General features: G+C 61.7%; 27 protein-coding genes. 7 read left to right on the forward strand and 20 right to left on the reverse strand.

The window, feature by feature from the left end; translation table 11 throughout:
• A partial coding sequence (locus ACIPZH_RS23250; RefSeq protein WP_400630341.1) for an IS3 family transposase occupies positions 1-107 on the forward strand: 107 nt, incomplete at its 5' end.
• A 164-nt stretch (positions 108-271) separates the two neighbouring features.
• Here ACIPZH_RS23250 and ACIPZH_RS23255 read toward each other — a convergent pair.
• A complete protein-coding gene (locus tag ACIPZH_RS23255) occupies positions 272-748 on the reverse strand; it encodes a DUF4399 domain-containing protein (RefSeq protein ID WP_241805040.1) in 477 nt (158 codons plus the stop codon).
• Positions 749-945: 197 nt separating this feature from the next.
• Here ACIPZH_RS23255 and ACIPZH_RS23260 point away from each other — a divergent pair, with 197 nt between their 5' ends.
• The gene (locus ACIPZH_RS23260) at positions 946-1,434 is read left to right on the forward strand and encodes an ABC transporter substrate-binding protein (RefSeq protein WP_267820234.1); all 489 of its coding nucleotides are present in this window, start codon (positions 946-948) and stop codon (positions 1,432-1,434) included.
• A 59-nt stretch (positions 1,435-1,493) separates the two neighbouring features.
• On the opposite strand, the gene ACIPZH_RS23265 is transcribed toward ACIPZH_RS23260, so the two are convergent.
• Positions 1,494-1,997: a DUF523 domain-containing protein gene (locus ACIPZH_RS23265; protein WP_400624480.1), complete on the reverse strand. Its 504-nt coding sequence runs from the start codon at positions 1,995-1,997 to the stop codon at positions 1,494-1,496.
• Complete coding sequence (locus tag ACIPZH_RS23270; protein WP_241805186.1) at positions 1,984-2,616, reverse strand: 2OG-Fe(II) oxygenase; 633 nt, start codon at positions 2,614-2,616, stop codon at positions 1,984-1,986. The genes ACIPZH_RS23265 and ACIPZH_RS23270 overlap by 14 nt, the downstream gene beginning before the upstream one ends.
• Positions 2,617-2,729: 113 nt before the next feature.
• Here ACIPZH_RS23270 and ACIPZH_RS23275 point away from each other — a divergent pair, with 113 nt between their 5' ends.
• Positions 2,730-3,482: a DUF2059 domain-containing protein gene (locus ACIPZH_RS23275; RefSeq protein ID WP_400624478.1), complete on the forward strand. Its 753-nt coding sequence runs from the start codon at positions 2,730-2,732 to the stop codon at positions 3,480-3,482.
• Here the strand turns inward: ACIPZH_RS23275 and ACIPZH_RS23280 are convergent, their stop codons facing one another.
• A complete protein-coding gene (locus ACIPZH_RS23280) occupies positions 3,483-4,409 on the reverse strand; it encodes an alpha/beta hydrolase (RefSeq protein ID WP_400638010.1) in 927 nt (308 codons plus the stop codon).
• 145 nt (positions 4,410-4,554) lie between these two features.
• Between ACIPZH_RS23280 and ACIPZH_RS23285 the strand changes: the two genes are divergently transcribed.
• From ACIPZH_RS23285 to ACIPZH_RS23295, 3 genes are read left to right on the forward strand one after another with little or no spacing between them, the layout of a single operon-like run.
• Complete coding sequence (locus tag ACIPZH_RS23285; protein ID WP_400638012.1) at positions 4,555-5,118, forward strand: DUF6436 domain-containing protein; 564 nt, start codon at positions 4,555-4,557, stop codon at positions 5,116-5,118.
• Positions 5,119-5,125: 7 nt separating this feature from the next.
• Complete coding sequence (locus tag ACIPZH_RS23290; protein WP_400638014.1) at positions 5,126-5,299, forward strand: hypothetical protein; 174 nt, start codon at positions 5,126-5,128, stop codon at positions 5,297-5,299.
• Positions 5,296-5,571, forward strand: coding sequence for a bacteriocin immunity protein (locus ACIPZH_RS23295; protein ID WP_400638015.1), 276 nt, complete (start codon positions 5,296-5,298; stop codon positions 5,569-5,571). The genes ACIPZH_RS23290 and ACIPZH_RS23295 overlap by 4 nt, the downstream gene beginning before the upstream one ends.
• A gap of 37 nt (positions 5,572-5,608) precedes the next feature.
• Here the strand turns inward: ACIPZH_RS23295 and ACIPZH_RS23300 are convergent, their stop codons facing one another.
• On the reverse strand, positions 5,609-6,160 hold the full coding sequence (locus ACIPZH_RS23300; RefSeq protein WP_241805032.1) for a sugar O-acetyltransferase: 552 nt from the start codon (positions 6,158-6,160) through the stop codon (positions 5,609-5,611).
• A gap of 86 nt (positions 6,161-6,246) precedes the next feature.
• On the opposite strand from ACIPZH_RS23300, the gene ACIPZH_RS23305 reads away from it, so the two are divergent.
• Positions 6,247-8,610, forward strand: a complete 2,364-nt coding sequence (locus ACIPZH_RS23305; protein ID WP_400638017.1) for a penicillin acylase family protein — start codon at positions 6,247-6,249, stop codon at positions 8,608-8,610.
• A 238-nt stretch (positions 8,611-8,848) separates the two neighbouring features.
• Here ACIPZH_RS23305 and ACIPZH_RS23310 read toward each other — a convergent pair whose 3' ends face one another.
• The 15 genes from ACIPZH_RS23310 to ACIPZH_RS23380 form a co-directional block, all read right to left on the reverse strand.
• Positions 8,849-9,634: a MetQ/NlpA family ABC transporter substrate-binding protein gene (locus tag ACIPZH_RS23310; protein WP_241805030.1), complete on the reverse strand. Its 786-nt coding sequence runs from the start codon at positions 9,632-9,634 to the stop codon at positions 8,849-8,851.
• Positions 9,635-9,810: 176 nt separating this feature from the next.
• Entirely contained in the window at positions 9,811-10,641 is an 831-nt protein-coding gene (locus ACIPZH_RS23315) for a sigma 54-interacting transcriptional regulator (RefSeq protein ID WP_400638018.1), read from the reverse strand.
• Between the two features lie 63 nt (positions 10,642-10,704).
• Positions 10,705-11,286: an alpha/beta hydrolase gene (locus tag ACIPZH_RS23320; RefSeq protein ID WP_400638020.1), complete on the reverse strand. Its 582-nt coding sequence runs from the start codon at positions 11,284-11,286 to the stop codon at positions 10,705-10,707.
• A 165-nt stretch (positions 11,287-11,451) separates the two neighbouring features.
• Entirely contained in the window at positions 11,452-12,441 is a 990-nt protein-coding gene (locus tag ACIPZH_RS23325; RefSeq protein ID WP_267820205.1) for a sulfate/molybdate ABC transporter ATP-binding protein, read from the reverse strand.
• Between the two features lie 3 nt (positions 12,442-12,444).
• Positions 12,445-13,314 carry a sulfate ABC transporter permease subunit CysW gene (gene cysW / locus ACIPZH_RS23330; protein WP_241805027.1) on the reverse strand — a complete coding sequence of 290 codons (870 nt, stop codon included), beginning with the start codon at positions 13,312-13,314 and terminating at the stop codon, positions 12,445-12,447.
• 11 nt (positions 13,315-13,325) lie between these two features.
• Entirely contained in the window at positions 13,326-14,144 is an 819-nt protein-coding gene (gene cysT / locus ACIPZH_RS23335) for a sulfate ABC transporter permease subunit CysT (RefSeq protein ID WP_161871732.1), read from the reverse strand.
• Between the two features lie 100 nt (positions 14,145-14,244).
• A complete protein-coding gene (locus ACIPZH_RS23340) occupies positions 14,245-15,252 on the reverse strand; it encodes a sulfate ABC transporter substrate-binding protein (protein WP_400638021.1) in 1,008 nt (335 codons plus the stop codon).
• A gap of 48 nt (positions 15,253-15,300) precedes the next feature.
• Positions 15,301-15,483, reverse strand: coding sequence for a sulfur starvation response protein OscA (gene oscA / locus ACIPZH_RS23345; protein WP_119688096.1), 183 nt, complete (start codon positions 15,481-15,483; stop codon positions 15,301-15,303).
• A gap of 184 nt (positions 15,484-15,667) precedes the next feature.
• The gene (locus ACIPZH_RS23350; RefSeq protein WP_400638022.1) at positions 15,668-18,733 is read right to left on the reverse strand and encodes an efflux RND transporter permease subunit; all 3,066 of its coding nucleotides are present in this window, start codon (positions 18,731-18,733) and stop codon (positions 15,668-15,670) included.
• Entirely contained in the window at positions 18,730-19,797 is a 1,068-nt protein-coding gene (locus ACIPZH_RS23355) for an efflux RND transporter periplasmic adaptor subunit (RefSeq protein ID WP_400638023.1), read from the reverse strand. The genes ACIPZH_RS23350 and ACIPZH_RS23355 overlap by 4 nt, the downstream gene beginning before the upstream one ends.
• The gene (locus ACIPZH_RS23360; protein WP_400638024.1) at positions 19,794-20,882 is read right to left on the reverse strand and encodes an efflux RND transporter periplasmic adaptor subunit; all 1,089 of its coding nucleotides are present in this window, start codon (positions 20,880-20,882) and stop codon (positions 19,794-19,796) included. The genes ACIPZH_RS23355 and ACIPZH_RS23360 overlap by 4 nt, the downstream gene beginning before the upstream one ends.
• 202 nt (positions 20,883-21,084) lie before the next feature.
• Entirely contained in the window at positions 21,085-21,978 is an 894-nt protein-coding gene (locus ACIPZH_RS23365) for an ABC transporter permease subunit (RefSeq protein ID WP_241805022.1), read from the reverse strand.
• Positions 21,975-22,856, reverse strand: a complete 882-nt coding sequence (locus ACIPZH_RS23370) for an ABC transporter permease subunit (RefSeq protein WP_241805185.1) — start codon at positions 22,854-22,856, stop codon at positions 21,975-21,977. The genes ACIPZH_RS23365 and ACIPZH_RS23370 overlap by 4 nt, the downstream gene beginning before the upstream one ends.
• Before the next feature lie 35 nt (positions 22,857-22,891).
• Positions 22,892-24,034, reverse strand: coding sequence for a polyamine ABC transporter ATP-binding protein (potA, locus tag ACIPZH_RS23375; RefSeq protein WP_241805021.1), 1,143 nt, complete (start codon positions 24,032-24,034; stop codon positions 22,892-22,894).
• A gap of 60 nt (positions 24,035-24,094) precedes the next feature.
• Positions 24,095-25,189 (reverse strand): polyamine ABC transporter substrate-binding protein, encoded by a 1,095-nt coding sequence (locus tag ACIPZH_RS23380; RefSeq protein WP_400624455.1) that lies wholly within the window; start codon positions 25,187-25,189, stop codon positions 24,095-24,097.
• Between the last annotated feature and the right edge of the window lie 100 nt (positions 25,190-25,289).

Consider the following 25,289-nt stretch of genomic DNA (forward strand, 5'->3'; position numbering starts at 1 on the left):
TGAGAGCGGGTCTGGATGAGTACATTCACTACTACAACCATGATCGCATCAAGCTCAGGCTCAATGGCCTGAGCCCTGTGGAGTACAGGACTCGGGCTGCAGCCTAAAGCTGTCCAACTTTTGGGGGGCAGTCCATTCTGTGGGAGCCGGCTTGCCGGCGATGGGCCGCAAAGCGGCCCCAACCGCTTAGCCGAGGGGCCTCGAACTTGATGGCCACCTTTATAGTTCGGCCAACAAGCCCGCCCCCCTTAGCGATGCCAGCGGCGTCGGCTTACTTCACTTCGACCGTGATCTTCTTCGACTCAACGCTTGGCTTGAACGGTACGTGATACCGGTCACCCAGCACCAACTGCAGGGTGTGCTTGCCCGGCGTCAGGGTAAGGGTGGTCTCGGTCTGGGCCTTGCCGAAGTGCAGCACCTGTGGGCCGGCTGGCAGCGCTGCACCGCCTTCAGGCATCAAGCTGGTCGGCAGTGGCTGATCGGCTGCAGGCTCCTTGTCCACATCCACCAGCAGGTGGTGGTGACCGGTGTGCGGGGTCTGGTCACCCGCAGGTTTGAGCCCCATGCCTTCGATGCCAAACTTGACGGTGAAGGTCTTGTCGACCGTTGCACCATCAGCGGGGGAAACGATGAAGACCTTGGCATCCTTGGGCGGCTCCTGGCTCTTCAGCGCATCCGCAGCGCTGGCCAGTACCGAGGCCCCCATCAGCAGACCGGCTACGGCAGCACGCGAAAATAGGCTGTTCATTCACTTCTCCTGTGATTCACTCATTGACCGCCACCTGCAAACGAACGGCGGCGGAAGTCCACCATAGCCCACAAAGAGAAAAATTTCAGTTAGGGTTAAACATCGCCAAGGCTTCAAGGTCATAGGCTGCGCTCGACCACGACGAGGAAGAAAGTCGTGGCGAAAGTTATTCATTTGCCAAAGAAAAGGGGCATTAGATGCGTTCGACGCTGGGTGTACTGCTGGCAGTACTGATCACGCCATTGGCTCAAGCCGAGCTGATAGACGAAATCGCCGACCGGGGCGAACTGCGCATTGCCGTACAGGCCGACAACTCGCCGTATGCCTTCAAGGAAAACGAGCACCTGACCGGCTTTGAGATCGAGTTCGGCCAAGAGCTGGCCAAACAACTGGACCTGCGTGTCGAGTTCATTGAAACACCTGAGGCCGAGATACTTCCCGGTGTTGAAACGGGCAAATACGACATCACCCTGACCCCAGCGGAAAATGCCCCCAAGGCCGACACACCGTTTGACCTGAGCCAGCCTTTTGGCGAGAGGAAACTGGTCATCCCGTTCCAGAAAGACAACCCGGCGTTCGAGAGCGCGGTGAACAACGCGCTGCAGCGCCTCAAGGACAGCGGCCGAACAGCGGAGCTTGAGCAGAAGTGGTTCAAGGGTGTGCAGCAGACGGCTACCGGAGAGTAAGTCCGTTATTGCCTGCACAGCCATTCGCGGGTAACCCTCGCGAACGGGCCAGCACCCAACTACGCTGACAGCCCAGCCAGCGCTCGCTGGGCCTCTTCCAACTCCAGTTCACTGAACACCAGCACGCCCTCCCGCCGCAGCAGTGCGGTGGTCACCCCCTGCCCTGGCACTTTCACCCCAGCGAACGTGCCATCGTAGGTCAAGCGGTTGCCACACGAAGGGCTGCCCGCCTTGAGCACCGCCACCCGGATGCCATGCCGACGCACCAGCGCCAGCGCCTGCCGGGCACCGGCAAGAAAGGCCGCGCTTACGTCCTCGCCATCGATCGTCAGCACCTGCGTGGCGCCATCGAGCACCTCGCCGCCCTGCCCGCCCGGTATCTCCGCGGGCGGGCGCGGTGTGGGCAGGCCACCCGCCACCTCCGGGCACAACGGCACCACACGCCCTTCAGCCTGCCAGCGCTGCAACAGATCAGGATGGCCGCTGGCGCGCCCGTCATAGCGCACCGGTTGCCCCAGCAGGCAGGCGCTGACCAGCACCTTGGGCGGGTCAGAACGGGTCATTACCACGGCGCCGGAACCACCCCGTCAACGAAAGCCGCTCACGCCCCGCAGGCAAGACTTCATGAGGCACTTCACCCGATAGAAACACCACCAGGCAACCGGCCACGGGCAGCACATCATGCTCGACAGCGTCAGCCAGGAACATGCGCAACTGGCCACCATCCTGCGGCTGCCAGTTTTCATTGAGGTAAAGCACGGCCGAAACCATGCGCCGGTCGTCGTCGCGAAAACGGTCAAGGTGGCGACGGTAGAACGCACCTGCCGGGTACAGGGCGAAGTGACACTCGAAGTCTTCAAGGCCCAGGAACAGGCCCTGGTTGATGGCCAGACGCAGCTGGTCCATCGCTTCAAGGTACTGATCGCAGGCCTGGGCCTGACCCGGGTCGATCCACTGGATCTGGTCCCCGCGGATCGCCTCGCGCACCTCCTGGGCCACACCGCGCCCCACCCCAGCAGGGTTGAGCTGGCCTTCGGCATCACGCCGACGACACTCGGCCGCAAGCGCGCCGACCAGCTCAGCGGGCAGGAAAAGGGCCTGCTGCGACCAGCCACGGGTGGCCAGATCGTCAACGACGGCTGCAAGCATCGGGTTTTCAGGGGAGATATGCATGGCGCGCATCATATCCATTAGCCATGCCCTCGCACAGCGCCACTTGGCCGAGAAACACGCCCCTATCTCGACAAACCGGCGCCGAGCCAAGGACAATAGCCATCTGCCGACAGGAGTCCTGAATGCGCCGTCTGTTTTCCCTGATTTTGCTGATGATCTGCACCGTGCCTGTCTGGGCAGACAGCCTCGATCAGCTCTACAAGGCCGCCGGCTGGCCCGACCAGCGCGCCCACTTCAATGATGCCGTGAGCGCCGCCCAGCAGCGCTACCGCAACAGCCTGCCGCCTGCGGTTTACCAGGCGCTGGTCAGCAACAGCAATCAGCGCTTCCAGGCTGAGGCCATGGACCGCCGTGCCCAGGCACAATTGCGCAGCGCGCTGCCCGACCCTGCGCCGGCACTGGCCTTTTTCCAGTCACCGCTGGGGCGCAAGATCGTAGCTGCCGAACTGCTGGCCACGCGCAAGGACCAACTGGCCAAGCACGCCAAGGGCTTGCCGAAAATCCAGGCCAGTGATGACCGTCTGCTGATCATCGGGCACCTGGCTCAGGCGCTCCCGGCCCGCGAAGCCGGTGCCGAGGTTAGCCTGGCGATCGCCGGCGTAGCGGCCGACAGCCTCAGTTCGATGATCCCCGGCCTGTTCGGCGGTGGCCAGGCCCAAGGCCTGCTCGAAGGCCAGCGCCAGCGGCTGATGAACCAGATTGGCGAAGACCTCAACAACACGTTGCTATACGTGTACCGCGACCTGTCCGACGCCGAGCTGGAAGAGTTCGCCACCTTCGCCGAGTCACCCGAAGGCAAAGCGTACTACCAAGCCGCCGTGGCAGCTGTGCGCGCCGGCCTGGCAGTCGGCCAGAGCGGCGCGAACCTCAAGTGATCAGCCCAGGCGCTGGTCGATGAAGTCGAAATAGCGCTGGCGGATGGCCGGCAGTTCGTTGGCCAGGTGGTGACGGGCTTCGGGCAGCAGCAGTATCTGGGGCTCGGCGAACTTGGCCTTGAGCACTTCGAGGTTGTAGGGCCAGTCCACTGTGCCGTCAGCCTGCCCCTGCACGATCAATGGTCGCCGCGCACTGCAGGGTGCAGCCTCGATCCGCTTGACCCAGGCCATCAACGCGCCGACCCAGGCTGTCGGCAGGCGCCGAGGCTGAAGCGGGTCGGCCTCCAGGAACGGCAGGAACGTCGGGTCATTGCTGTTCTCGCTGAAGCGCCGCTCAATGCCATTGACGAAGTGGCGCAACACTCGATAACTGAGTTTCGACCACAGCCACGCGCGTGGGCGCACGAGCGGCGCAAGCAGAATGACCTGGCCATCAACCGGGCTCTGTAGCCCCTGATGCAACAGGTGATCGACGGCGATGGCGCCGCCCGTGCTCTGCCCGCACAGGTGCCAGGGGTGCGGCAAATCAAGGCCGCGCGCCTGCTCGAACAGGGCATCGAGCACCTGTTGGTAGAGGGCGAAATCAGTGATGCTGGCGCGCTCACCACTGGACAGGCCATGGCCAGGCAGGTCGCAGCTGATAACGGCATAACCCTGCTTGATTGCCCATTCGATCACATGGCGATAGAGGCCCATGTGATCGTAGTAGCCATGCAACAGAAACACTGTCGCCACAGGCTGAGCCGGCAGCCAGACTTGCCCCACCAGCTCGAAACCCGCAGCCTGAAAACCGCCCAGCCAGCTCTGCGTCGACAGATTCAGGCCGTAGAAGCGCTGATAATCCTGCGCCTGCACGGATAAAGGTTGGCGTTTGCCAAGGGGCGCGAGGCTGGCGCGCAGGCGGTCAGGGTGAAAAGCAGCGGGCATCGGGTACATCCACATTGATGCAAGTATTGATCTGGAATCTTCAGCTCTGGGCGGCGTCGTGGCAAGCTTGCTCACCTTTGAGCAACCCCTGTCTTGCACAAAGCCTGAATGCTGGCCCGCTCCCACAAAGGTCCACCGACTGGTCATGAATAGCCGAATCATCAAACCGCTGTGCACGGTATTTGCCTTGTTGGTTGGCGCCGTCATCCTCTGGCAGGCCTACACCACCTTCCAGGCCCGCTACCTGCGCCCGTTCGGCAACCAGGTCACGCTGTTCAATGGCAGCCAGCTGCAGCTCCCCGCCGAGCTGGCCGGCCCCGGCCCGATCCGCGTGGTGCATTTCTGGGACCCTGCCTGCCCGTGCAACGTCAGCAACCAGCAGCACCTGGGCGACCTGGTCAGCCAGTTCGCCAGCCAGGACGTGGCCTTCCACGTGCTGCAAAAGCCCGGCAGCCACGGCCTGTTGCCCGCCAACCTGAACAGCCTGCAGCCCATCGCCAACGTGCCAGGCAGCGAACACCTGCCCGCCTCCCCCGCCGTGGCCATCTGGGACCACCAGGGCAACCTCGCCTATTTCGGCCCTTACAGCGAAGGCGCAGTGTGCAATGCCAGCAACAGCTTCATCGAACCGATCATCAAGGCGTTGCTCGCATCACGCCCCGTGCAGGCCACCGATACCTTGGCCGTAGGGTGCTATTGCCCCTGGTAGATAGCGGGTGTCCGATAGATATCCATTCGCACCCGAGAGCCATTGGGTTGAAAGACGGACAAAAATAGAGACCCATCACAAGCATGAAATCGCAAACGGTGGCGCTGTGTATGATTTGGACAATCTATTGCTCATGACGCCTCGAGTTCATATTGATCACCACAAGGAGAGCAATCAATGACCCTCAAGGAAAAATTGGAGGATTACACAGAAGATGAATTCCTCACACTCATAACAGAGCTATACGAGAATCGCGCAGGCCGTCGCGGCGCTGAGTTGGAAAGTTTTCGAGACATGATTGTTTTCAACTTTAGGAAAATCACAGAGCACCCAGATGGAGCAGACGTCCTTACTAGGCCTCCAGCAAACTCGGACAAGAGCCCTCGAGGCATCGTAAACCGTATAAAAGAATGGCGCGCCGCCAACGGCAAACCCGGCTTCAAACCTGCCTGACACCAAGCCCCGCGGCAACACCGCAGGGCTTTTCATATCACCCTCGCACCCGCGCCGGGTTCCCCACCACCGTCACACCCGCGGGCACATCGCGGGTCACCACGCTACCTGCACCGACCACGGCATTGTCGCCAATGCTCACCCCCGGCAGGATGATCGCCGCGCCACCAATCCACACATTGTTGCCGATGGTCACTGGCCTTCCGCTCTCCAGCCCGGTACGCCGAATTTCAGGATCGAGCGGGTGATCGGCGGTGTAGATCTGCACCGCCGGGCCGATCTGGCAATCATCGCCGATACGTACCGGCAGCACGTCCAGGATCACGCAGTTGAAATTCATGAAGGTATTGCGGCCGACGCTGATGTTGTAGCCGTAGTCGCAATAGAACGGTGGGCGAATGACCGTGCCTTCGCCCACATGGCCGAAGTGCTCGGCAAGCAAGCCGTTGCGGGCTTCGTTAAGCAGGTCGACGCTGGTGTTGTAGCGCTGCATCCAGTGCTTGGTGGCGATTTGCTCGGCCTGCAACTCGGGGCAGCCGGCATGGTAGAGCTGACCACTAAGCATTTTCTGTTTTTCGCTGAGAAACATGGAAACTCCTCTAGAGGGCTATGCTCTTTGCGCAAATCCGCCGAAGATCGGACCACAATTTCCGCTCGAATGCACAAGGAGCCTCGATGAAGCGCAGCCTGACCCTGTTAGCCGTGGTAGTGGCCATGGCCACCGGTGCCGGTTACTGGTACGTGCACGGCAAACTGCCGCAGCGTGACGGCGAGGTAGCGATCGCCGGCCTGCAGGCCCCGGTCAGTGTGCGCTATGACACCCGCGGCGTGCCGCACCTGCAGGCGCAGAACGAAGCAGACCTGTACCGCGCCCTTGGCTACGTGCATGCCCAGGACCGATTGTTCCAGATGGAAATCATGCGCCGCCTGGCCCGCGGAGAGCTGGCCGAGGTGTTGGGCGAAAAGCTGCTGCCCACCGATACCCTGTTCCGCAGCCTGCGCATCCGTGATCAAGCGGCGCTGATGGTGCAGCGGCTGGACCGCCAGTCCCCCGCGTACAAGGCCCTGCAAGCCTACCTCGATGGCATCAACGCCTGGCAAGCGAGCCACCCCAAGCCCATGGAGTTCGACCTGATCGGCATCACGCCCAGGCCGTTCACCGCTGAGGATACCCTGAGCATCGCCGGCTACCTGGCCTACAGTTTTGCCGCCGCGTTCCGCACCGAGCCTGCCTTGACCTATATCCGCGACCAGCTCGGGCCGCAGTACCTGAAGATGTTCGACCTCGACTGGCAACCTGACGGCGCGTTGGGCACCCCGCTGGCGACGGCCGATTGGCAGGGCCTTGAAGCCCTCGCCCGCCTCAGCCACGAAGCCCTTGGCGATGCCGGCATTCCCCAATTCGAAGGCAGCAATGCCTGGGCAGTGGCCGGCGGCCGTACCCGCAGCGGCAAGCCACTGCTGGCCGGCGATCCGCACATCAGCTTCGCGGTGCCGGCCGTCTGGTACGAGGCCGAGCTGTCGGCGCCAGGGTTCAACCTGTACGGCTACTTCCAGGCGCTGAACCCGTTCGCGCTGCTCGGTCACAATCGCGACTTCGGCTGGAGCCTGACCATGTTCCAGAACGACGACGTCGACCTGATTGCGGAAAAGACCAACCCGGCAGACAGCGATCAGGTCATGGTCAACGGCCAATGGCGAACACTGGAAAAGACTGAGGAGAAAATCGCCGTCAAAGGCGAGCAGCCGGTCGTCATCAGCCTGCGCCGCTCACCCCACGGGCCGATCGTCAACGACGTGCTGGGCGCGACCGCCGGCACGACGCCAATTGCCATGTGGTGGGCCTTTCTGGAAACCGAGAATCCGATCCTCGAAGGCTTCTATCAGCTCAACCGTGCCGACTCCCTTGCCAAGATGCGCGAGGCGGCGGCCATGGTTCAGGCGCCTGGGCTCAACTTCGTCTGGGCCAGTGCAGGTGGCGACATTGGTTGGTGGGCGGCGGCGCAACTGCCGATCCGCCCGGATGGCGTCAACCCGTCGTTCATCCTCGATGGCGCGAGCGCCCAGGCCGACAAGCTGGGTTTCTATCCATTCAGCGTCAATCCACAGCAGGAAAACCCGGCCAGCGGTTACATCGTTTCAGCCAATTACCAGCCGCCAGCGGCGGTACCGATACCGGGCTATTACAACTTGCCAGACCGGGGCCGTCAGCTGGAGCGCCACCTGGCCAACCCGCAGGTGAAGTGGGATATCCAGAACAGCCAGGCGCTGCAACTGGACACCGCCAACGACTACGGCCCACGCACCCTGGCGCCCCTGCTCGCGACCCTGCGCGACATCGCCCAGGGCGAGGAGGAAAAGGAGCTGGTCGAGCAACTGGCCGCTTGGCGCGGAGATCACCCGCTGGACTCGACCAGCGCCACGCTGTTCAACCAGTTTCTCTACCAGTTGGCCCATGCCGCGCTGCATGACGAGCTGGGCGACACCTGGTTCCCGGTGCTCATCAGTACCCGGACCATCGACTCTGCCCTGCCACGCTTGGCAGCGGACGCGCAATCACCGTGGTGGGACACGCGCGGCGCCAACCAACGTACCGACCGCACCGCCATCGTGCGCATCGCCTGGCAGCAAACCCTCGCGCACCTGCGTGAAACCTTTGGCAAAGACCCAGCCAGCTGGCAATGGGGCAAGGCGCATACCCTGACGCACAACCATCCACTGGGTGTTAAAAAACCGTTGAACCTGCTGTTCAACGTCGGCCCATTTGCCGCACCGGGCACCCATGAAGTGCCCAATAACCTGTCAGCGAAAATCGGGCCGGCGCCGTGGCCGGTGACGTATGGGCCTTCGACACGACGGCTGATCGACTTCGCCGACGTTGGCCAGGCCTTGACCAGCAACCCGGTCGGGCAAAGTGGCGTGCCGTTTGACCGCCACTATTCGGACCAGGCTGAAGGCTATATCGAGGGGCAATATCAGCGCGCCCAGATGGGGGTGATACCGGCTCACACTACCTTGCGTCTGGTGCCGACAGAGTGATGGAAACTTTTCTTCGGGTCGGCTTCTCCAAGAGCTTCAGATTGCGATCCGCATGGCCATCACACTACAAGGACGATAACGATGAAAAGCCCCTGCCCGACTGACGCCAACGAACAACTGCTGTGGCTGCTGGCATTGAGCCGGGCACTGGGTAGCCAACGCTGAGCGTTGGGCCACCGCAAAAAAAACGCCGACGCAAATGCGTCGGCGTTTTTCGTACAAGGGGTAAGCAGGCGTATCAGAACGCCGGCAGCACCGCACCGCTGTACTTCTTGGCGATGAATGCCTTGACCTCAGGGCTGGTCAGGGCCTTGGCCAGCTTCTGCATCGCCTCGCTGTTCTTGTTGTCCGGGCGGGCCACCAGGAAGTTCACGTACGGCGAATCGCTACCCTCGATCACCAACGCATCTTTGGCCGGGTTCAGGCCAGCTTCCAGGGCGTAGTTGGTGTTGATCATGTCCAGGTCCACCTGGTCCAGCACACGCGCCAGCATGGCCGACTCAAGTTCCTTGAACTTCAGGTTCTTCGGGTTCTCGGCAATGTCTTTCGGAGTGGCCAGGGCGTTTTTAGGATCTTTCAGGGTGATCAGGCCAGCCTTCTGCAGCAGGATCAGGGCGCGGCCACTGTTGCTGCCTTCGTTAGGAATGGCAACGGTAGCGCCATCCTTGAGTTCGGACAGGTTCTTGATCTTCTTCGAGTAGCCACCGAACGGCTCGACGTGCACGCCGATCACGGTTTCCAGATGGGTACCTTTACCTTCGTTGAAGCTCTTCAGGTAAGGCAGGGTCTGGAAGTAGTTAGCGTCCAGACGCTTCTGATCTACCTGTACGTTGGGTTGTACGTAGTCAGTGAAGACCTTGATCTGCAGGTCCACGCCTTCCTTGGCCAAGGTCGGCTTGATCAGCTCCAGAATTTCGGCGTGGGGCACAGGGGTAGCGGCAACCACCAGTTTTTCGGCGGCGGCAGCCAGGCCGGAGAACGACAGGGCAGCGGCCAGGGCGGTGGTCAGCAGGGTCTTCTTCATGGTGGTCCTTGTTTTGTCTCTGGGCCATCGGTGATGGCGAAGTCAGGTGCCCAACCGTTTCATCAGCGGGCGTGGAGCGCAAGATACCGAGAATTTTTATTCCGCAACAATACCTTTTAATTAGCTGCTTATTCCAAAAGCAGAATGCCATTACCCACTTTGCTTATGAGCGACGTCTAGCGTGCGGTGTTCGGCAGGTCGAGGTCCTCTGGGTGGATCTGTTCACTGTCATTGACCAGCAGGGCGAAGTGGATGATGTTCTCCAGTTCGCGGGTATTGCCGGGCCATGCGTGGGCTTCGAGCACCTGCTGGGCCGCTTCGCTGATCAACGGCACCGGGCGCTGCAGGCGTGCACAGTAGATGCCCACGAAATACTCAGCCAACGGCAGGATATCGCCGCAGCGCTCACGCAACGGAGGAAGCTCCAGCGCGCCCTCGCGCAAGTACTGGTACAAGCGTCCGTTGAATCTGCCCGCTTTTACAACCCGCGCCAGGTCAATGCTGGTCGCAGCCACCAATCGCACGTCCACCGGCTGCGGCTGATGCGCGCCGACGCGGGTGACCTCGCGGTTTTCCAGCGCGGCCAGCAGCTTGCTTTGGATCGCCAACGGCAAGTCGGCGATTTCGTCCAGGTACAGCGTGCCGCCGTTGGCCGAGCCGAACCAGCCCGCCCGGCTGCTGGCGGTGCCACCATGGGTGCCAGCACTGTAGCCGAACAGCTCGGCATCGGCGTAGGTAGGGCTGATGGCCGCGCAGTTTACCGAGACGAAGAGCCCAGCACGATCACTGGCCCGGTGAATTTGCCGTGCCAGCAACTCCTTGCCGGTCCCCGTCTCACCGCGGATCAGCACCGGCAGGGCTTGCGGTGCCAGGTATTCCAGCGCCTGACGCACCTGCTGCGAGCGTGGGTCGATGAACACCAGCGCCTTGGCACGAATGCTGAGCGGGCTCTTGTCCAGTTCAGGAAAAGTCAGCAGCGGCTGGCCAAACGGGTTTTGAAAAGTCATGACTAACTCCCGCCCAGGCCTCTGCGGGCTGGGCGTCAGGCAAACGATAGACAGGGGTGCCGGTCAGGCGCGGCGCAGCGCGCGCTGTTCCACACGGCTTTGCAAGCGATACAGGTAGGCAAAACCCTGCTCCCAGCGCTCATGCCCGGATTTGACGTTGATATGCCCTGCATTGCTCAGCAACCCCGCTTCTGCGCCCCAAGCCTGCGCCAGGTACAGGGCGCGCGGCACGCTCACGGCCGGGTCGTTGTCCGAGCTGATCACCTGGCTTGGAAACGGCAGGGCCTGCAGCGGCATTGGCGCGAAGTTGCGCAGGGCGGGCGAGCAGGTCGGCCGCTCGACATCCGCCGGGGCAACCAACAGCGCGCCGCGCACGCGCCGCAGCAAGGCCGGCGTGGCCTGGGCAGCCCAATGGACGACCGTGATGCAGCCCAGGCTATGGGCAACGAGTATCACTGGCGAGGGTTCGGCAGCGATTGCCTGCTCCAACGCCTGCACCCAGTCCTGGCGCTGTGGGGTAAGCCAGTCCTGCTGCTCGACCCGCGCGCTGTTGGGCAAGGTGCGCTGCCAGTGACTCTGCCAATGATTGTCTGGCGAGCCTTGCCAACCCGGCACAATCAGGTAGCGAATGGACTCATTGCGCATGGGGGCGCCTCCTGTGAATTTGTGTGCTGAGAGGCAAAGTATAGGGAGGCGCTTATATTGGTAAAGGAATAAGTCGGCATTTGCTAATAACCAAAAATCAATACGAGAATGCCAACCTTTCAGCGTTATTGGGGCCGCTCTGCGGCCCCAAATCGTTTACGCGGCTCAGATATCCGCCACCTTCTGCCAGACCTTCGGCCTGAAGAACAGTGTTTCACCTCGCGCCAGGCCGGTCAGGCTGTCGTGATCCTTGACCACCTCGGCCTCGATCAGCTCGCTTTGCCCTTCCACCTTCAAGGTCACCCGGGTAGTCGCGCCCAATGGCCGGATATCACGCACCTCGGCGGCGTGGTGCCCTTCTGTTTCATGGCGCGACAGCGACACCTCGTGTGGCCGGAACAGCACATGATGACCCTCGCTCAACGCCAGGCGGTTGGAGTCGCCGAGGAAGTGGTAGACGAAGTCGTTGGCCGGTGTTTCATACACTTCCCCTGGGGAGCCGATCTGCTCGATCACCCCCTTGTTCATCACCACGATGCGATCGGCCACTTCCATGGCCTCTTCCTGGTCGTGGGTCACGAATACCGAAGTCAGATTGATGTCCTCGTGCAAACGCGCCAGCCAGCGGCGCAATTCCTTGCGCACCTTGGCATCGAGGGCACCGAACGGTTCATCGAGCAGCAGCACCTTGGGCTCCACCGCCAATGCGCGGGCCAGGGCGATACGCTGGCGCTGGCCACCGGACAGCTGTTCGGGGTAGCGGTCCGCCAGCCAGTCCAGCTGCACCATGTTCAGCAGTTCATGCACCTTCTCGGCAATCTTGCTCTCGCTCGGGCGCTCGCCCTTGGGCTTCATGCGCAGGCCGAAGGCAACGTTGTCGAACACGCTCATGTGGCGGAACAGCGCGTAGTGCTGGAACACGAAACCGACGTTGCGATCGCGTACATCGTGGCCGGATACGTCTTCGCCATGGAACACGATATTGCCGTCGTCCGGCGTTTCCAGGCCGGCGATGATGCGCAGCAGGGTGGTCTTGCCACAGCCTGAGGGGCCGAGCAGGGCCACCAGCTCACCGCTGTGGATATCCAGGTTGATGTTGTCCAGGGCCTGGAAGCTGTTGAAGCGCTTGCTGACGTTACGAACTTCGATCGACATGACTTATTCCTCCGCTGCGCTATGGCGCAGGCGGTTAATACGGTTCTCGCTCCACTGCTTGAGCAGCAGGATGAAGAGCGCCAGGATCAGCAACAGGCTGGCCACACTGAAGGCCGCGACGTGGTTGTACTCGTTGTAGAGGATCTCCACGTGCAGCGGCAAGGTATTGGTGACGCCACGGATATGGCCCGAGACCACAGATACCGCACCGAATTCGCCCATGGCCCGCGCGGTACAAAGCACCACACCGTAGATCAGGCCCCACTTGATGTTCGGCAGGGTCACGTGCCAGAACATCTGCCAGCCGTTGGCGCCGAGCAGGCGCGCAGCCTCCTCTTCCTGGGTGCCTTGCTCCTGCATCAGCGGGATCAGCTCACGGGCAACGAAGGGCACGGTGACGAAGATGGTCGCCAACACGATGCCCGGCAAAGCGAAGACGATCTGAATGTCGTGATCCTGCAGCCAAGGCCCGAACAAGCCTTGGGCGCCGAACATCAACACGTAGACCAGGCCGGCGATGACCGGCGATACCGAGAACGGCAGGTCGATCAGGGTGACCAGGATGCTCTTGCCACGGAAGGTGTACTTGCTCACGCACCAGGCGGCGCTGACGCCGAATACCAGGTTCAGCGGCACCGAGATGACGACCGCGAGCAGCGTCAACTTCAGCGCCGACAAGGCATCAGGCTCGAAGATCGCCTCGAAGAAGGTGCCGAAACCGTTCTTCAGCGCCTGCGACACCACGATCACCAGTGGCAGCAGCAGAAACAGTGCGAACACCAGCCAGCCGAGGCCGATCAGGATGCGCCGCGAGGTGGCGCTGCCACGCCGTGCGGCATTGGCGTCGGCGGTAGTCAGGGATGAACTGGACATGCCGGCCTCCTTCAAGGGGTTTCAATGCGGCGCTGCAGCAGGTTGATCAGCAGCAGCAGGATGAAGGAAACCACCAGCATCAGCACGCCGATGGCAGTCGCGCCGGTGTAGTCGTATTGGTCGAGCTTGACCATGATCAGCAGCGGCAGAATCTCGGTCTTCATCGGCATGTTGCCGGCAATAAAGATCACCGAACCGTACTCGCCCACACCACGGGCAAAGGCCAGGGCAAACCCGGTGAGCCAGGCCGGCAGCAGGGCCGGTGCCAGTACGTGGCGGAACACCTGCAGTGGTTTGGCGCCCAGGCAGGCAGCAGCCTCTTCGACTTCCCGCGGGATGTCCGCCAGCACCGGTTGCACGGTACGCACCACGAACGGCAGGGTGACGAAGGTCAGCGCCAGGGTGATGCCCAGAGGGGTGTAGGCGATCTTGAAGCCCAGGTCGGTGGCGAACTGACCGACCCAGCCTGCCGGGGCATAAAGCGCGGTCAGGGCGATACCAGCAACGGCAGTGGGCAGAGCGAACGGCAGGTCGATCATCGCATCGATGATCTTGCGCCCAGGAAAGGTATAGCGCACCAGCACCCAAGCCAGCAGGGTACCGATGACACCATTGATGATGGCCGCGAACAGGGCGGTGCCGAAACTCAGCTTGAGCGCGGCGATCACACGCGGCGCACTGATGATGTTCCAGAACTGCTCCCAGGTAAGCTGCGCGGCATGCACGAACATGGCGGCCAGCGGTATCAGCACAATCAGGCTGAGATACACCAAGGTGTAGCCCAGTGTCAGCCCGAAGCCGGGTATGACAGGGGAAATGCGACGTGACATAAAGATCCCTGGTTGAACGCACCAAGCCCGGCAGTCATGCCAGGCGGGTGCAGGCTTGTGAATCCTGGGCCGCAAGGCGGCCCCGCTGTTCCATGGCCGCTTATTGCGCCTGATAGATCTGGTCGAACACACCGCCATCATTGAAGAATTTGGGCTGTGCCGTCTTCCAGCCACCGAAGTCCTTGTCGATGGTTACCAGATCCAGTTTAGGGAATTGCTTGCCGAATTCGGCTGCGACCTTCGCGTCACGTGGGCGGTAGAAGTTTTCGGCAGCGATTTTCTGGCCAGCCGGGCTGTACAGGTGCTTGAGGTACGCCTCGGCGATCTGTTCATTACCCTTCTTCTGAGCGTTCTTGTCGACCACCGCCACAGGGGGTTCTGCCAGGATCGACAGCGAAGGCACGACGATTTCGAACTTGTCGGCCCCGCCGTCCTCCTTCAGCGCCAGAAAAGCTTCGTTTTCCCAGGCCAGCAGCACATCACCCTGGCCGTTGTTGACGAACGTGATGGTCGAGCCACGGGCGCCGGTATCCAGAATCGGCACGTGCTTGAACAGCTCCTGCACGTAGTCCTTGGCTTTGGCTTCGCTGCCACCTTGCTTCAGGCCGTAGGCCCAGGCAGCGAGGAAGTTCCAGCGAGCGCCACCGGAGGTTTTAGGGTTGGGGGTAATGACCGAAACGTCCTTCTTGATCAGGTCACCCCAGTCCTTGATGCCTTTCGGGTTGCCCTTGCGCACCAGGAACACGATGGTCGAGGTGTACGGGGTGCTGGCGTCCGGCAGGCGCTTCTGCCAGTCCTCCGGCAAGGCCTTGCCCAGCTTGGCGATCTCGTCGATGTCACCCGCCAGGGCCAGGGTCACCACGTCGGCGCGCAGGCCGTCGATTACCGCGCGGGCCTGTTTGCCCGAGCCGCCATGGGACTGCTGGATCTTCACTTTGTCGTCCGGGTGCGACTGCTGCCAATGCTTGATGAATTCAGCATTGTATTGCTGATACAGCTCACGGGTCGGGTCGTAGGAAACGTTCAGCAGTTCGTAGTCCTTGGCGATGGCGGAACCGGCAAAAACAGCACTGGCCAAAGCGGCGAGTGCATAACGGCGGATGGACATGGTGAAGCTCCCGATTGGCATTTTTCTAATTTTGCGTGAGGTGCGTGATCAGCTGGGTTTGTTGCCGGGCTGTTGCAGGCGGAACTTCTCCTTACGCTCGATCTGCACGACCTGGGCGTTGTGCACGGTGATTTCCACCGCACCGAAACGCAGATCGCGCAAGGCGCTCTGGATCTCACGCAAAATGGTGGCTTCGTCCTGACCGTCGATGCTGCGCACTGATGCACTCATGCTCGCTCTCCTGTGAGTGAGGTGCCGGGCAGACATGTTTGAAGGGGATTGGCGCCTGGCTTGGGAGCGATAGTAGACAGGCGTAGTTATTCTTAAAAATACTCTTTAAGAATTTTTATATAACCATTTTTGATTAGCAGTTCGAAGCGTTCATGGGGGCTGTCGTACCCAGCCCCCACAAAAGTCACGCCGCAGGTTCTTCGCTGTGCTGTGGCTCGCGGATCTTGTACCAGGCCACGTAAAGCGCCGGCAGGAACAGCAGCGTCAGCAGCGTTGCGCTGATGATGCCGCCAATCATGGCGTAGGCCATCGGCCCCCAGAACACCTCGCGAGCGATCGGGATCATGCCCAGGCTGGCCGCTGCAGCAGTCAGCAAGATCGGCCTGCGACGGTGGTTGGTGGCTTCGAGCACCGCATCCCAGGGTGAGTAGCCCTGCGCTTCGAACTCATCGATCTGGGTCACCAGAATGACCGAGTTACGAATGATGATCCCCGCCAGCGCGAGTATCCCGAGAATCGCCACAAAGCCCATGGGCGTGCCCGTCGGCACCAGTGCCACGACCACACCGATCAACCCCAGCGGCGCCACGCTGACCACCAGAAACAGCTTCTGCACACTGTGCAGCTGGATCATCAGGAACGTCGCCATGAGGAACAGCATCAGCGGGATGACCTTGGCAATCGGCCCTTGTGCCTTGCTGCTCTCCTCCACCGTACCACCTGTGGCCACCTCGTAACCGACAGGCAACTGGCTGGCGAACTCGTCGATCTTCGGCTTGAGCTGCGCGACCAGGTCGGTAGGCTGGATGTCGCCGTTGACCGATGCCTTGATGGTGATGGTAGGTTTGCGGTCGCGGCGCCATACCAGCGGCTGCTCCAGCTCGTAGCGCACCGTGGCGAACGCCAGCAAAGGTATCGACGTGCCGCTGGGCGTGACGATCTGCAGGTTCTGCAGGGTGTCTGGGGAGCCCCTCTCGCTGTCCACCGCACGGGCGATCACGTCCACCAGGTAGATGTTGTCGTTGACCTCGGTGACCGGCGCGCCGCTGACGATGCTGTTCATCACATTGGCCACGTCCTCGGACGACAGCCCGAGCTGGCGCGCCTTGTCCTGGGCGATTTCTATGCGCAGCACCTTACCCGGCTCGTTCCAGTCGTAAATCATCTCGCCGATGTGCTCATTGGTATTGAGCAGGGTGGCGAGGTCGATCGCATGCTTGCGCACCTGGTCGATGTCCTTGCCGCTGACCCGATACTGGATCGGCCGCCCTACCGGCGGGCCCATTTCCAGCGACTGCACGTTGGTGCCGATGCCGACGAACTCTTCGTGCAACAGCTTCTGCAGGCGCGCCATCATGCCTGCACGCTCCTCCAAGCCTTTGCTGACGATGACCAGCTGGGCGTAGTACGGGTTCTGCAGTTGCTGATCCAGCGGCAAATAGAAACGGATGGCGCCCTGGCCGATGTAGGTGCTCCAGCGCACCATGTCAGGGTCATCCTTGATCTTTGCCTCCAGGCGATCGACCACCTTGCGCGTCTCCTCTATCGAGGCATTCTGCGGCAGGTTGAGGTCGACGAGGATTTCCGGACGGTCCGAGGACGGGAAGAACTGGTTCTGCACAAAGCGCATGCTGAACAGCGCCAGTGCGAACAGCAGGATGGTGCCGACGATGGTCAGCCAGCGGTGACGCATGCACCACAGCAACCCACCTTCGAACGCTCGCCCGACGCGGCCGGGTTCCGCCTCATGGCCCTTGAGCTTGTCGCTCTTGAGAATATGCACGCCAAGCACGGGCGCGAAGAACACCGCCACCACCCAGGACACGATAAGCGCCACGGCAATCACCGCGAACAGGGTATAGGTGTACTCGCCTGCAGAACTGGCATTGAGGCCGATCGGCACGAAGCCGGCGACGGTCACAAGGGTACCGGTGAGCATCGGGAACGCGGTCGAGGTATAGGCGAAGGTCGCAGCCTGTTCCTTGCTCTCGCCCATCTCAAGGCGTGTAACCATGACCTCGACGGTGATCATCGCATCATCCACCAGCAGGCCCAGCGCGATGATCAGCGCGCCGAGCGAGATCCGCTGCATGGTGATGCCGCTGTACTCCATGAACACGAAGACCATGGCCAGCACCAGCGGGATCGAGCAGGCCACCACCAGCCCTGCTCGCACGCCAAGGCTGACGAAACTCACTGCCAGTACAATTACCACGGCCTCGAACAGCGCGCTGGTGAAGCCCCCAACCGCCTCTTTCACCACCACCGCCTGGTCGGACACGGTATGAACGCCTACGCCAACGGGCAGGTCGTTGACGATGCTGTCCATCTTCTTCTTGAGTGCGGCGCCGAATACCTGGATGTTGCCGCCGGCCTTCATGCCGATGGCCAGGCCAATCGCGGTCTGGCCGTTGTAACGGAACATCGGTGACGGCGGGTCGACATAGCCGCGCTCGATATCGGCGATATCGGCCAGGCGGAAGAAGCGGTCATTGATGCGCAGGTTGACCGTTTGCAGGTCTTTCTCTGAGGCGAATTGCCCAGTGGTGCGCACCGAGATCCGCTCTGGGCCTGCTTCGATCACCCCGGCCGGCGTTACCGCGTTCTGTTGCTGCAGGGCCTGCATGACCTGGCGCTGGTCAATGCCCAGCGCGGCCAGTTTGCGCGTGGAAAAGTTCAGGTAGAGCACCTCATCCTGGGTGCCGACCAGCTCGATCTTGCCGATATTGGGGACCTCGCGCACCTCGGCACGGGCCTGCTCCACGTAATCGCGCAACTGGCGCAAGGTCAAGCCATCTGCGGTGAACGCGTAGATCGAGCCGAAGACATCGCCGAACTCGTCGTTGAACCCTGGGCCCTGGATACCTTGGGGGAATTCGCCGCGAATGTCCTGGATCTTCTTGCGCACCTGGTACCAGATTTGCGGGATGTCGGCGGCTTTGGTGGTGTCTCGCAGGTAGACGTAGACGGTCGACTCACCCGGGCGGGTATAGCTCTTGGTGTAGTCGAGGGAGTCCAGCTCCTCGAGCTTTTTCTCGATGCGGTCGGTGACCTGGTACAGGGTTTCATCCTGGGTCGCGCCCGGCCAGCGGGTCTGGATCACCATGGTTTTGATGGTGAACGACGGGTCTTCTTCGCGGCCAAGGTTGAAGTAGGAAAAAATCCCCATCAGCAGGCCGACGAACATCAGGTACCAGACGAAAGATTGATGGCGCAACGCCCAGTCGGACAGGTTGAAGCTTCCTTTCATTGCGCTTCCTCGTCGAAGGTGACCTTCTGGCCAGGCTTGAGGCTGTTGACACCGGCAGTGACCACCCGCTCACCAGGCTGCACTCCAGAGGCCAGCACGATAGTGTCGGCGGAGCGCTCCAGCAGGGCGACGTCACGGGTAGCGACGGTTTTTTGCTGCGGGTCGATGACCCATACCTGAGTCTTGCCATCACGCTCGAGCAGCGCGCTCAGCGGCAGTTCGCTGCGCGGGGTGATCGCCGAGGTCAAGGTGACGCTGATCGCGGTGCCCAGGTGGAAGGCATCGGGAGTGCTGGCAAGGGTCAGACGGGCACGCCGGGTGCGCGTCGCGGCATCGGCCTGGGGTTCCAGTTCACGCAGCGTGGCGGTGGTATTGATGCTGTTGTCCAGTTGCGAGGCAACCGTGAACGTCAGGTCCTTGGTCAGCTGCTCGGCAATGCCGATGGGCAGGTCGATCACCGCTTCCTTGATGTCTGGTCGCGCCAGCGTGACCACCGCCTGACCGGCGGTAACCGTCTGCCCGGCCTCTGCCTGCCACGCCGTGATCACCGCCGAATGGTCGCTGCGCAAGGTGCTGTAATCGAGCTGGTCACGCGCCTGGCTGACCGCCGAGCGCGCTTGCTCCAGGCTCGCGCCGGTGGTTTTCAGGTCGGTCTGGGCAATGTCCAACTGGGCCTGGGCGCCGACGCCGCGGTCATACAGCTGCTGTTGCCGGCGGGCATTGGCCTGGGCGTTGATCCATTGCGCCTGGACCCTGGCCAGGTCGCCTTCGGCAGCGCGCAGCTGGTTCTGCTGGTCGGTGGGGTCAAGGGTGGCAAGCGTGTCGCCCGGCTTTACCTGGGCCCCCACATCCAGCCAGCGCCGGGCAATGCGCCCGGCCACCCGGAAGCCCAGGGTGCTTTCATAGCGTGCCTGGATGGTGCCGGCGAAGCGGCCAAGCTGCGATTGCGCCTGGGCCTCGACCACGGTCGACAGCACAGGGCGCACGGCTTCAGGTTGTTCTTCCTCACTGCCACAGGCCGTCAACAGCAAGCCTGCCGCACACAGCAACAGTACTTTGTTCATGGCGCGGCGCCTCCGTCCTTAGCATCGATTTTCTCGACCTGCATACCGGGATGCAGCAACTGGCCACCGCTGACGACTACCGTCTCCCCGCCTTGTATGCCTTGGGCGATGACAACCTTGCCGGTGAGGTAGCGGGCTACCTGGACTTTGCGCAGCTCAACCTTGTCGCCTTCGCCAACCACCCACACCGCAGGCTCATGCAACGCCTTGGTCAGTGCCGACCAGGGCAATTCGATGCTCGGCCGCCCTTGCGTGTTGGCCGTGGCGGTAACCGGTGAACCCAGGAGCATGGCCGCAGGCACATCACGCAGGCCCACCTTGACCTGGACCGTGCCGCTCTGCGCCGATACGGTCGGGGTAATTTCCCGGACAAAGCCTTGTGCCTGGACCTTGGGGTCGTCGAGCAGGCTGACCATTACACCGGCATCGCTCGGCGGCGCCACCAGCAGGGACTCGTAGACATTGAAGACAGCATCGCGGTCGCCATCACGCGCAAGGCTGAATATCGGCATGGTCGCCTGGACCACCTGACCGACCTCGGCCTGGCGCTCGGTGATCACCCCATCGGCCTCTGACACCAAGGCGGTATAGCTCAGTTGCTCCTGGGCATTGGCCAGTTGCGCCTGTGCCGCCTTGAGCGCGCTCTGGTTGCTGCGCAGCGATGCTTCGGCGGCGTCGTATTCGCTCTGGCTGGTGTAGCCCTTGGGCAAGAGCTTTTGCTGGCGGACGAAGGCCGCGCTGGTCTGGGTGACGCGCGCCTGAGCGGCGAACACCTCGGCCTTGGCCGAATCGACATTGTTCTGCAGGTCTTTGGGGTCCAGCCGGGCCAGCACCTGGTTGGCCTTCACGTGATCGCCCACGTCAACGCTGCGCGAGATGATCTTGCCACCCACGCGAAACGAAAGATCGGTCTGCACACGCGCCTGCACATCACCGGTCAAGGTGACCCTGGCGGCGAAGTCAGTGGGTTGGACTTGCACTACCCCCACCCGTGGCAAAACCTCGGGAGCCTCTTCCTTGCTGCAACCTGTCAGCAGGCCTAGCAGCCCCAAGCCTACAACCAACAGTGAACGCGTCACCCTCATGCAGGCTCCTAGCTTGCGCGCAAATGATTCGTGGGATGCGACTGTTAGCGTAGATCAGGGTTCAGAAAAAACACTGACCAGGGTCAGTTGGGCGGCCATGGCGGGGAGGCGGGCCCTGAAGCAAGCCCGCTCCCACTGGACTGATGCAGCCCTTGCGGCGTGCAACGTCCTTTGGAAGCGGGCCCGGCCGTAGCTAGCGCACTCAGGCCGACGCAGCGGTGGCCGTCGGGCGCTTGATCTGCGGCTGCGAAACGTTGGCAGCAGCCCCCTCTTCGATCGCCTGCTGAATCGCCTTGCGGCGGTGCTCTTCGGCGCGGCGGCTGAAGTACCAGACCATGAAGGTCACCAACGACACCGACAGCAGGATCAGGCTGGCCACGGCGTTGATCTCCGGCTTCACGCCCAGGCGCACAGCGGAGAATACTTCCATCGGCAAGGTGGTCGAACCAGGCCCGGAAACGAAGCTCGCCAGTACCAGGTCATCCAGCGACAGGGCGAACGACATCATGCCACCCGCCGCCAGCGACGGCGCAATCATCGGGATGGTGATCAGGAAGAACACCTTCCACGGCTTGGCACCCAGGTCCATGGCCGCTTCTTCGATCGACAGGTCCAGCTCTCGCAGGCGCGCCGACACCACCACTGCCACATAGGCCGCACAGAACGTGGTGTGGGCGATCCAGATGGTGACCACGCCACGCTCCTGCGGCCAGCCGATCGTCTGCGCCATGGCCACGAACAGCAGCAACAGCGAAAGGCCTGTGATCACTTCAGGCATCACCAGCGGTGCAGTGACCAGGCCACCGAACAGCGTGCGACCCTTGAAGCGGGTGACCCGGGTCAGCACGAAGGCTGCCAGGGTACCCAAAGCCACCGCCGCCACCGCCGTGTAGCAGGCGATCTCCAGTGAGCGCATCACCGAACCCATGAGCTGAGTGTTGTCGAGCAGGCCGACGTACCACTTGACCGACCAGCCACCCCACACCGTTACCAGCTTGGAGGCGTTGAACGAATAGATCACCAGGATCAGCATCGGCAGGTAGATGAACAACAAGCCGAGCACCAGCATCAGCTTGGAGAAACTGAAGCGCTTCATGCCCTGCCCTCCATCTCTTTGGCCTGGCTGCGGTTGAACAGCAGGATCGGTACGATCAGGATCAACAGCATCACCACCGCCAGGGCAGATGCCACCGGCCAGTCACGGTTGTTGAAGAACTCTTGCCACAGCACCTTACCGATCATCAGGGTTTCCGGGCCGCCCAGCAGTTCGGGAATGACGAACTCGCCCACCACCGGGATGAACACCAGCATGCAGCCGGCGATAATGCCGTTTTTCGAGAGCGGCACGGTGATCTTCCAGAAGCTGTTGAAGGTGCTCGAACCCAGGTCCGATGCGGCTTCGAGCAGGCTCTGATCGTGCTTTACCAGGTTGGCGAACAGCGGCAGGATCATGAACGGCAGGTACGAATAGACCACGCCGATATACACCGCCAGGTTGGTGTTGAGGATCTGCAGCGGCTGGTCGATCAGCCCGGTCCACATCAAGAACCCGTTGAGCAGGCCGTTGTTGCTGAGGATGCCCATCCAGGCATAGACGCGGATCAGGATCGCGGTCCAGGTCGGCATCATGATCAGCAGCAACAGCACGGTCTGGGTTTCCTTGCGTGCGTTGGCGATCGCGTAGGCCATCGGATAGCCGATCAGCAGGCACAGCACGGTGCTGATGAAGGCCATCTTCAACGAGCCCAGATAAGCCGAGATGTACAGCTCATCGTCGGTCAACAGGCCATAGTTGGCCAGGTTGATTACCAGCTGCACCTTGTCTTCGACGTAGCTATAGATCTCGGTATACGGCGGGATCGCCACGTCGGCTTCGGCAAAGCTGATCTTCAGCACGATGAAGAACGGCAGCATGAAGAACAGGAACAGCCAGATGAACGGCACGCCGATCACCAGGTGCCGCCCCTCGGGGATAAGGCGCTGGAAGGCTCGCTTGAGCTTGCGCAGTTTCATGACCGCAGTACCACGCCGCTGTCGTCTTCCCACCACACGTACACTTCATCGCCCCAGGTCGGGCGGGTGCCCTGGCGCTCGGCGTTGGCGACGAAAGACTGGACCACCTTGCCGCTGGGCAGCTCGACGTAGAACACCGAGTGGCCGCCCAGGTAGGCGATGTCATGGACCTTGCCGCGCGACCAGTTGTGCTCGAAGTCCGGCTGTTCGGTTGTGACCAGCATTTTTTCCGGGCGCAGGGCGTAGGTAATGTGCTTGTCTTCGACCGAAGTGGACACACCGTGGCCAACGTAGATCTTGCGCTCGAGTTCCGGCGAGGCGATCAGCGCATGGCCTTCGGCATCGTCGATCACTTCGGCCTCGAACAGGTTGACGTTACCGATGAACTCGCACACCAGGCGGCTGGTGGGCGTTTCATAGATATCCACAGGCGAACCGATCTGGGCAATCCAGCCCAGGTGCATGATGGCGATGCGCTGGGCCATGGTCATGGCCTCTTCTTGATCGTGGGTCACCATCACGCAGGTCACGCCCACGCGCTCGATGATCTCGACCAGTTCCAGCTGCATCTGCGAGCGCAGTTTCTTGTCCAGCGCACCCATGGGCTCATCGAGCAGCAACAGCTTGGGGCGCTTGGCCAGCGAGCGGGCCAAGGCCACACGCTGACGCTGACCACCGGAGAGCTGGTGCGGCTTGCGCTTGGCGTACTGGGTCATGTGCACCAGCTTGAGCATCTCGGCCACGCGGGCGTCGATCTCGGCCTTGGGCATCCGGTCCTGCTGCAAGCCGAAGGCGATGTTCTGCGCCACGGTCATGTGCGGGAACAGCGCGTAGGACTGGAACATCATGTTGATCGGCCGCTCGTAGGGCGGCATGTCGGTGATGTCTACGCCATCGAGGAAAATGCGCCCGTCAGTCGGCCGCTCGAAACCGGCCAGCATGCGCAGCAAGGTCGACTTGCCCGAACCGGAGCCACCGAGCAGGGCGAAGATTTCGCCTTTGCGGATCTCCAGCGACACATCGTCCACCGCTACCGTTTCGTCGAATTTTTTTGTGACCCGGTCGATCTTGACCAACACCTGCTTGGGTTGCTGGCCACCCTCGAGGGCTTTCTTATAGGCACCGGAGGCAACTGCCATGAGTGAAACTCCCAACAAGATTTGTGTGCCCGCCCCTGCTTTGGCGGCGGGCCTGGATTTTTACTTGCCCGACTTGACCTTGGTCCAGCTGCGGGTCATCAAACGTTGCACCTTGGGTGGCAACTCACTGTTGACGAACATCTTGTCCAGCACTTCCTGCGGTGGGTAAACCGCGGCGTCAGTCCTCACGGCCTGGTCCATCAGGGCGCCAGCCTTGGGGTTCGGGTTGGCGTAACCGACGTAATCACTGACCTGGGCGATAACCTCAGGTTTCAGCAAATAGTTGATGAAGGCGTGGGCCTCTTTGACGTTCCTGGCGTCCTTGGGGATCGCCAGCACATCGAACCAGAGGTTGCCGCCTTCCTTGGGAATCGAGTAGGCCAGGTTCACGCCCTTCTTCGCTTCTTCAGCGCGGGCCTTGGCCTGGAACACATCACCGGAGAAACCTGCTGCGACGCAGATGTTGCCGTTGGCGAGGTCCGTGATGTACTTGGAGGAGTGGAAGTAGGTCACGTACGGGCGTACGGCCAGCAGCTTCTGCTCGGCCTTGGCGTAGTCCTTGGGGTTGGTGCTGTTGGGGTCCAGCCCCATGTAGTTGAGCACCGCTGGCAGCATTTCATCCGCCGAGTCGAGGAACGCCACGCCACACTTGGACAGCTTCTTCATGTTCTCGGGCTCGAACAGCACGGCCCAGGAATCGATGGTGTCCACGCCCAGGGCCGCCTTGACCTTGTCGACGTTGTAGCCGATGCCATTGGTACCCCACAGGTAAGGCACGGCGTACTGGTTACCTGGGTCGTTCTTTTCCAGACGCTTCATCAACGCCGGGTCCAGGTTGGAATAATTGGGCAGCAGTTTCTTGTCGAGCTTCTGAAACGCGCCCGCCTTGATCTGCTTGCCGAGGAAATGGTTGGACGGCACTACCACGTCATAACCGGTGTTGCCGGCCAGTAGCTTGCCTTCCAGGGTTTCGTTGGAGTCGAACACGTCCTGCACAGGTTTGATACCCGTGGTTTTCTCGAAGTCTTCGAGCGTGGTCGGGCCGATGTAGTCGGACCAGTTGTAGAAGTGCACCGTAGGCGCCGCTTGGACGCTGCATGCCAGCGTCAGGCCCGCTCCAGCCATCAAGGCTTTGCGTAATACAGAAATAGACAAGTGGGTGGTCCTCACAATCAGTGCCTTGGTAACGGCGCAGCGCTGCCACGCACGCAAAACCGGCGCGCAACTTACCTTCGCAGCCACGATGCCGCAATCA

It is taken from the genome of Pseudomonas sp. NPDC089758 (assembly GCF_044748705.1).
In the GTDB taxonomy this organism is placed as follows: Bacteria; Pseudomonadota; Gammaproteobacteria; order Pseudomonadales; family Pseudomonadaceae; genus Aquipseudomonas; species Aquipseudomonas putida_X.

Bases quoted from the DNA above. Each gene is read 5' to 3' on its own strand.
- ACIPZH_RS23255 (WP_241805040.1), bottom strand. From the start codon at position 748: ATGAACAGCCTATTTTCGCGTGCTGCCGTAGCCGGTCTGCTGATGGGG.
- ACIPZH_RS23260 (WP_267820234.1), top strand. From the start codon at position 946: ATGCGTTCGACGCTGGGTGTACTGCTGGCAGTACTGATCACGCCATTG.
- ACIPZH_RS23265 (WP_400624480.1), bottom strand. From the start codon at position 1,997: ATGACCCGTTCTGACCCGCCCAAGGTGCTGGTCAGCGCCTGCCTGCTG.
- ACIPZH_RS23270 (WP_241805186.1), bottom strand. From the start codon at position 2,616: ATGCGCGCCATGCATATCTCCCCTGAAAACCCGATGCTTGCAGCCGTC.
- ACIPZH_RS23275 (WP_400624478.1), top strand. From the start codon at position 2,730: ATGCGCCGTCTGTTTTCCCTGATTTTGCTGATGATCTGCACCGTGCCT.
- ACIPZH_RS23280 (WP_400638010.1), bottom strand. From the start codon at position 4,409: ATGCCCGCTGCTTTTCACCCTGACCGCCTGCGCGCCAGCCTCGCGCCC.
- ACIPZH_RS23285 (WP_400638012.1), top strand. From the start codon at position 4,555: ATGAATAGCCGAATCATCAAACCGCTGTGCACGGTATTTGCCTTGTTG.
- ACIPZH_RS23295 (WP_400638015.1), top strand. From the start codon at position 5,296: ATGACCCTCAAGGAAAAATTGGAGGATTACACAGAAGATGAATTCCTC.
- ACIPZH_RS23300 (WP_241805032.1), bottom strand. From the start codon at position 6,160: ATGTTTCTCAGCGAAAAACAGAAAATGCTTAGTGGTCAGCTCTACCAT.
- ACIPZH_RS23305 (WP_400638017.1), top strand. From the start codon at position 6,247: ATGAAGCGCAGCCTGACCCTGTTAGCCGTGGTAGTGGCCATGGCCACC.
- ACIPZH_RS23310 (WP_241805030.1), bottom strand. From the start codon at position 9,634: ATGAAGAAGACCCTGCTGACCACCGCCCTGGCCGCTGCCCTGTCGTTC.
- ACIPZH_RS23315 (WP_400638018.1), bottom strand. From the start codon at position 10,641: ATGACTTTTCAAAACCCGTTTGGCCAGCCGCTGCTGACTTTTCCTGAA.
- ACIPZH_RS23320 (WP_400638020.1), bottom strand. From the start codon at position 11,286: ATGCGCAATGAGTCCATTCGCTACCTGATTGTGCCGGGTTGGCAAGGC.
- ACIPZH_RS23325 (WP_267820205.1), bottom strand. From the start codon at position 12,441: ATGTCGATCGAAGTTCGTAACGTCAGCAAGCGCTTCAACAGCTTCCAG.
- cysW (WP_241805027.1), bottom strand. From the start codon at position 13,314: ATGTCCAGTTCATCCCTGACTACCGCCGACGCCAATGCCGCACGGCGT.
- cysT (WP_161871732.1), bottom strand. From the start codon at position 14,144: ATGTCACGTCGCATTTCCCCTGTCATACCCGGCTTCGGGCTGACACTG.
- ACIPZH_RS23340 (WP_400638021.1), bottom strand. From the start codon at position 15,252: ATGTCCATCCGCCGTTATGCACTCGCCGCTTTGGCCAGTGCTGTTTTT.
- oscA (WP_119688096.1), bottom strand. From the start codon at position 15,483: ATGAGTGCATCAGTGCGCAGCATCGACGGTCAGGACGAAGCCACCATT.
- ACIPZH_RS23350 (WP_400638022.1), bottom strand. From the start codon at position 18,733: ATGAAAGGAAGCTTCAACCTGTCCGACTGGGCGTTGCGCCATCAATCT.
- ACIPZH_RS23355 (WP_400638023.1), bottom strand. From the start codon at position 19,797: ATGAACAAAGTACTGTTGCTGTGTGCGGCAGGCTTGCTGTTGACGGCC.
- ACIPZH_RS23360 (WP_400638024.1), bottom strand. From the start codon at position 20,882: ATGAGGGTGACGCGTTCACTGTTGGTTGTAGGCTTGGGGCTGCTAGGC.
- ACIPZH_RS23365 (WP_241805022.1), bottom strand. From the start codon at position 21,978: ATGAAGCGCTTCAGTTTCTCCAAGCTGATGCTGGTGCTCGGCTTGTTG.
- potA (WP_241805021.1), bottom strand. From the start codon at position 24,034: ATGGCAGTTGCCTCCGGTGCCTATAAGAAAGCCCTCGAGGGTGGCCAG.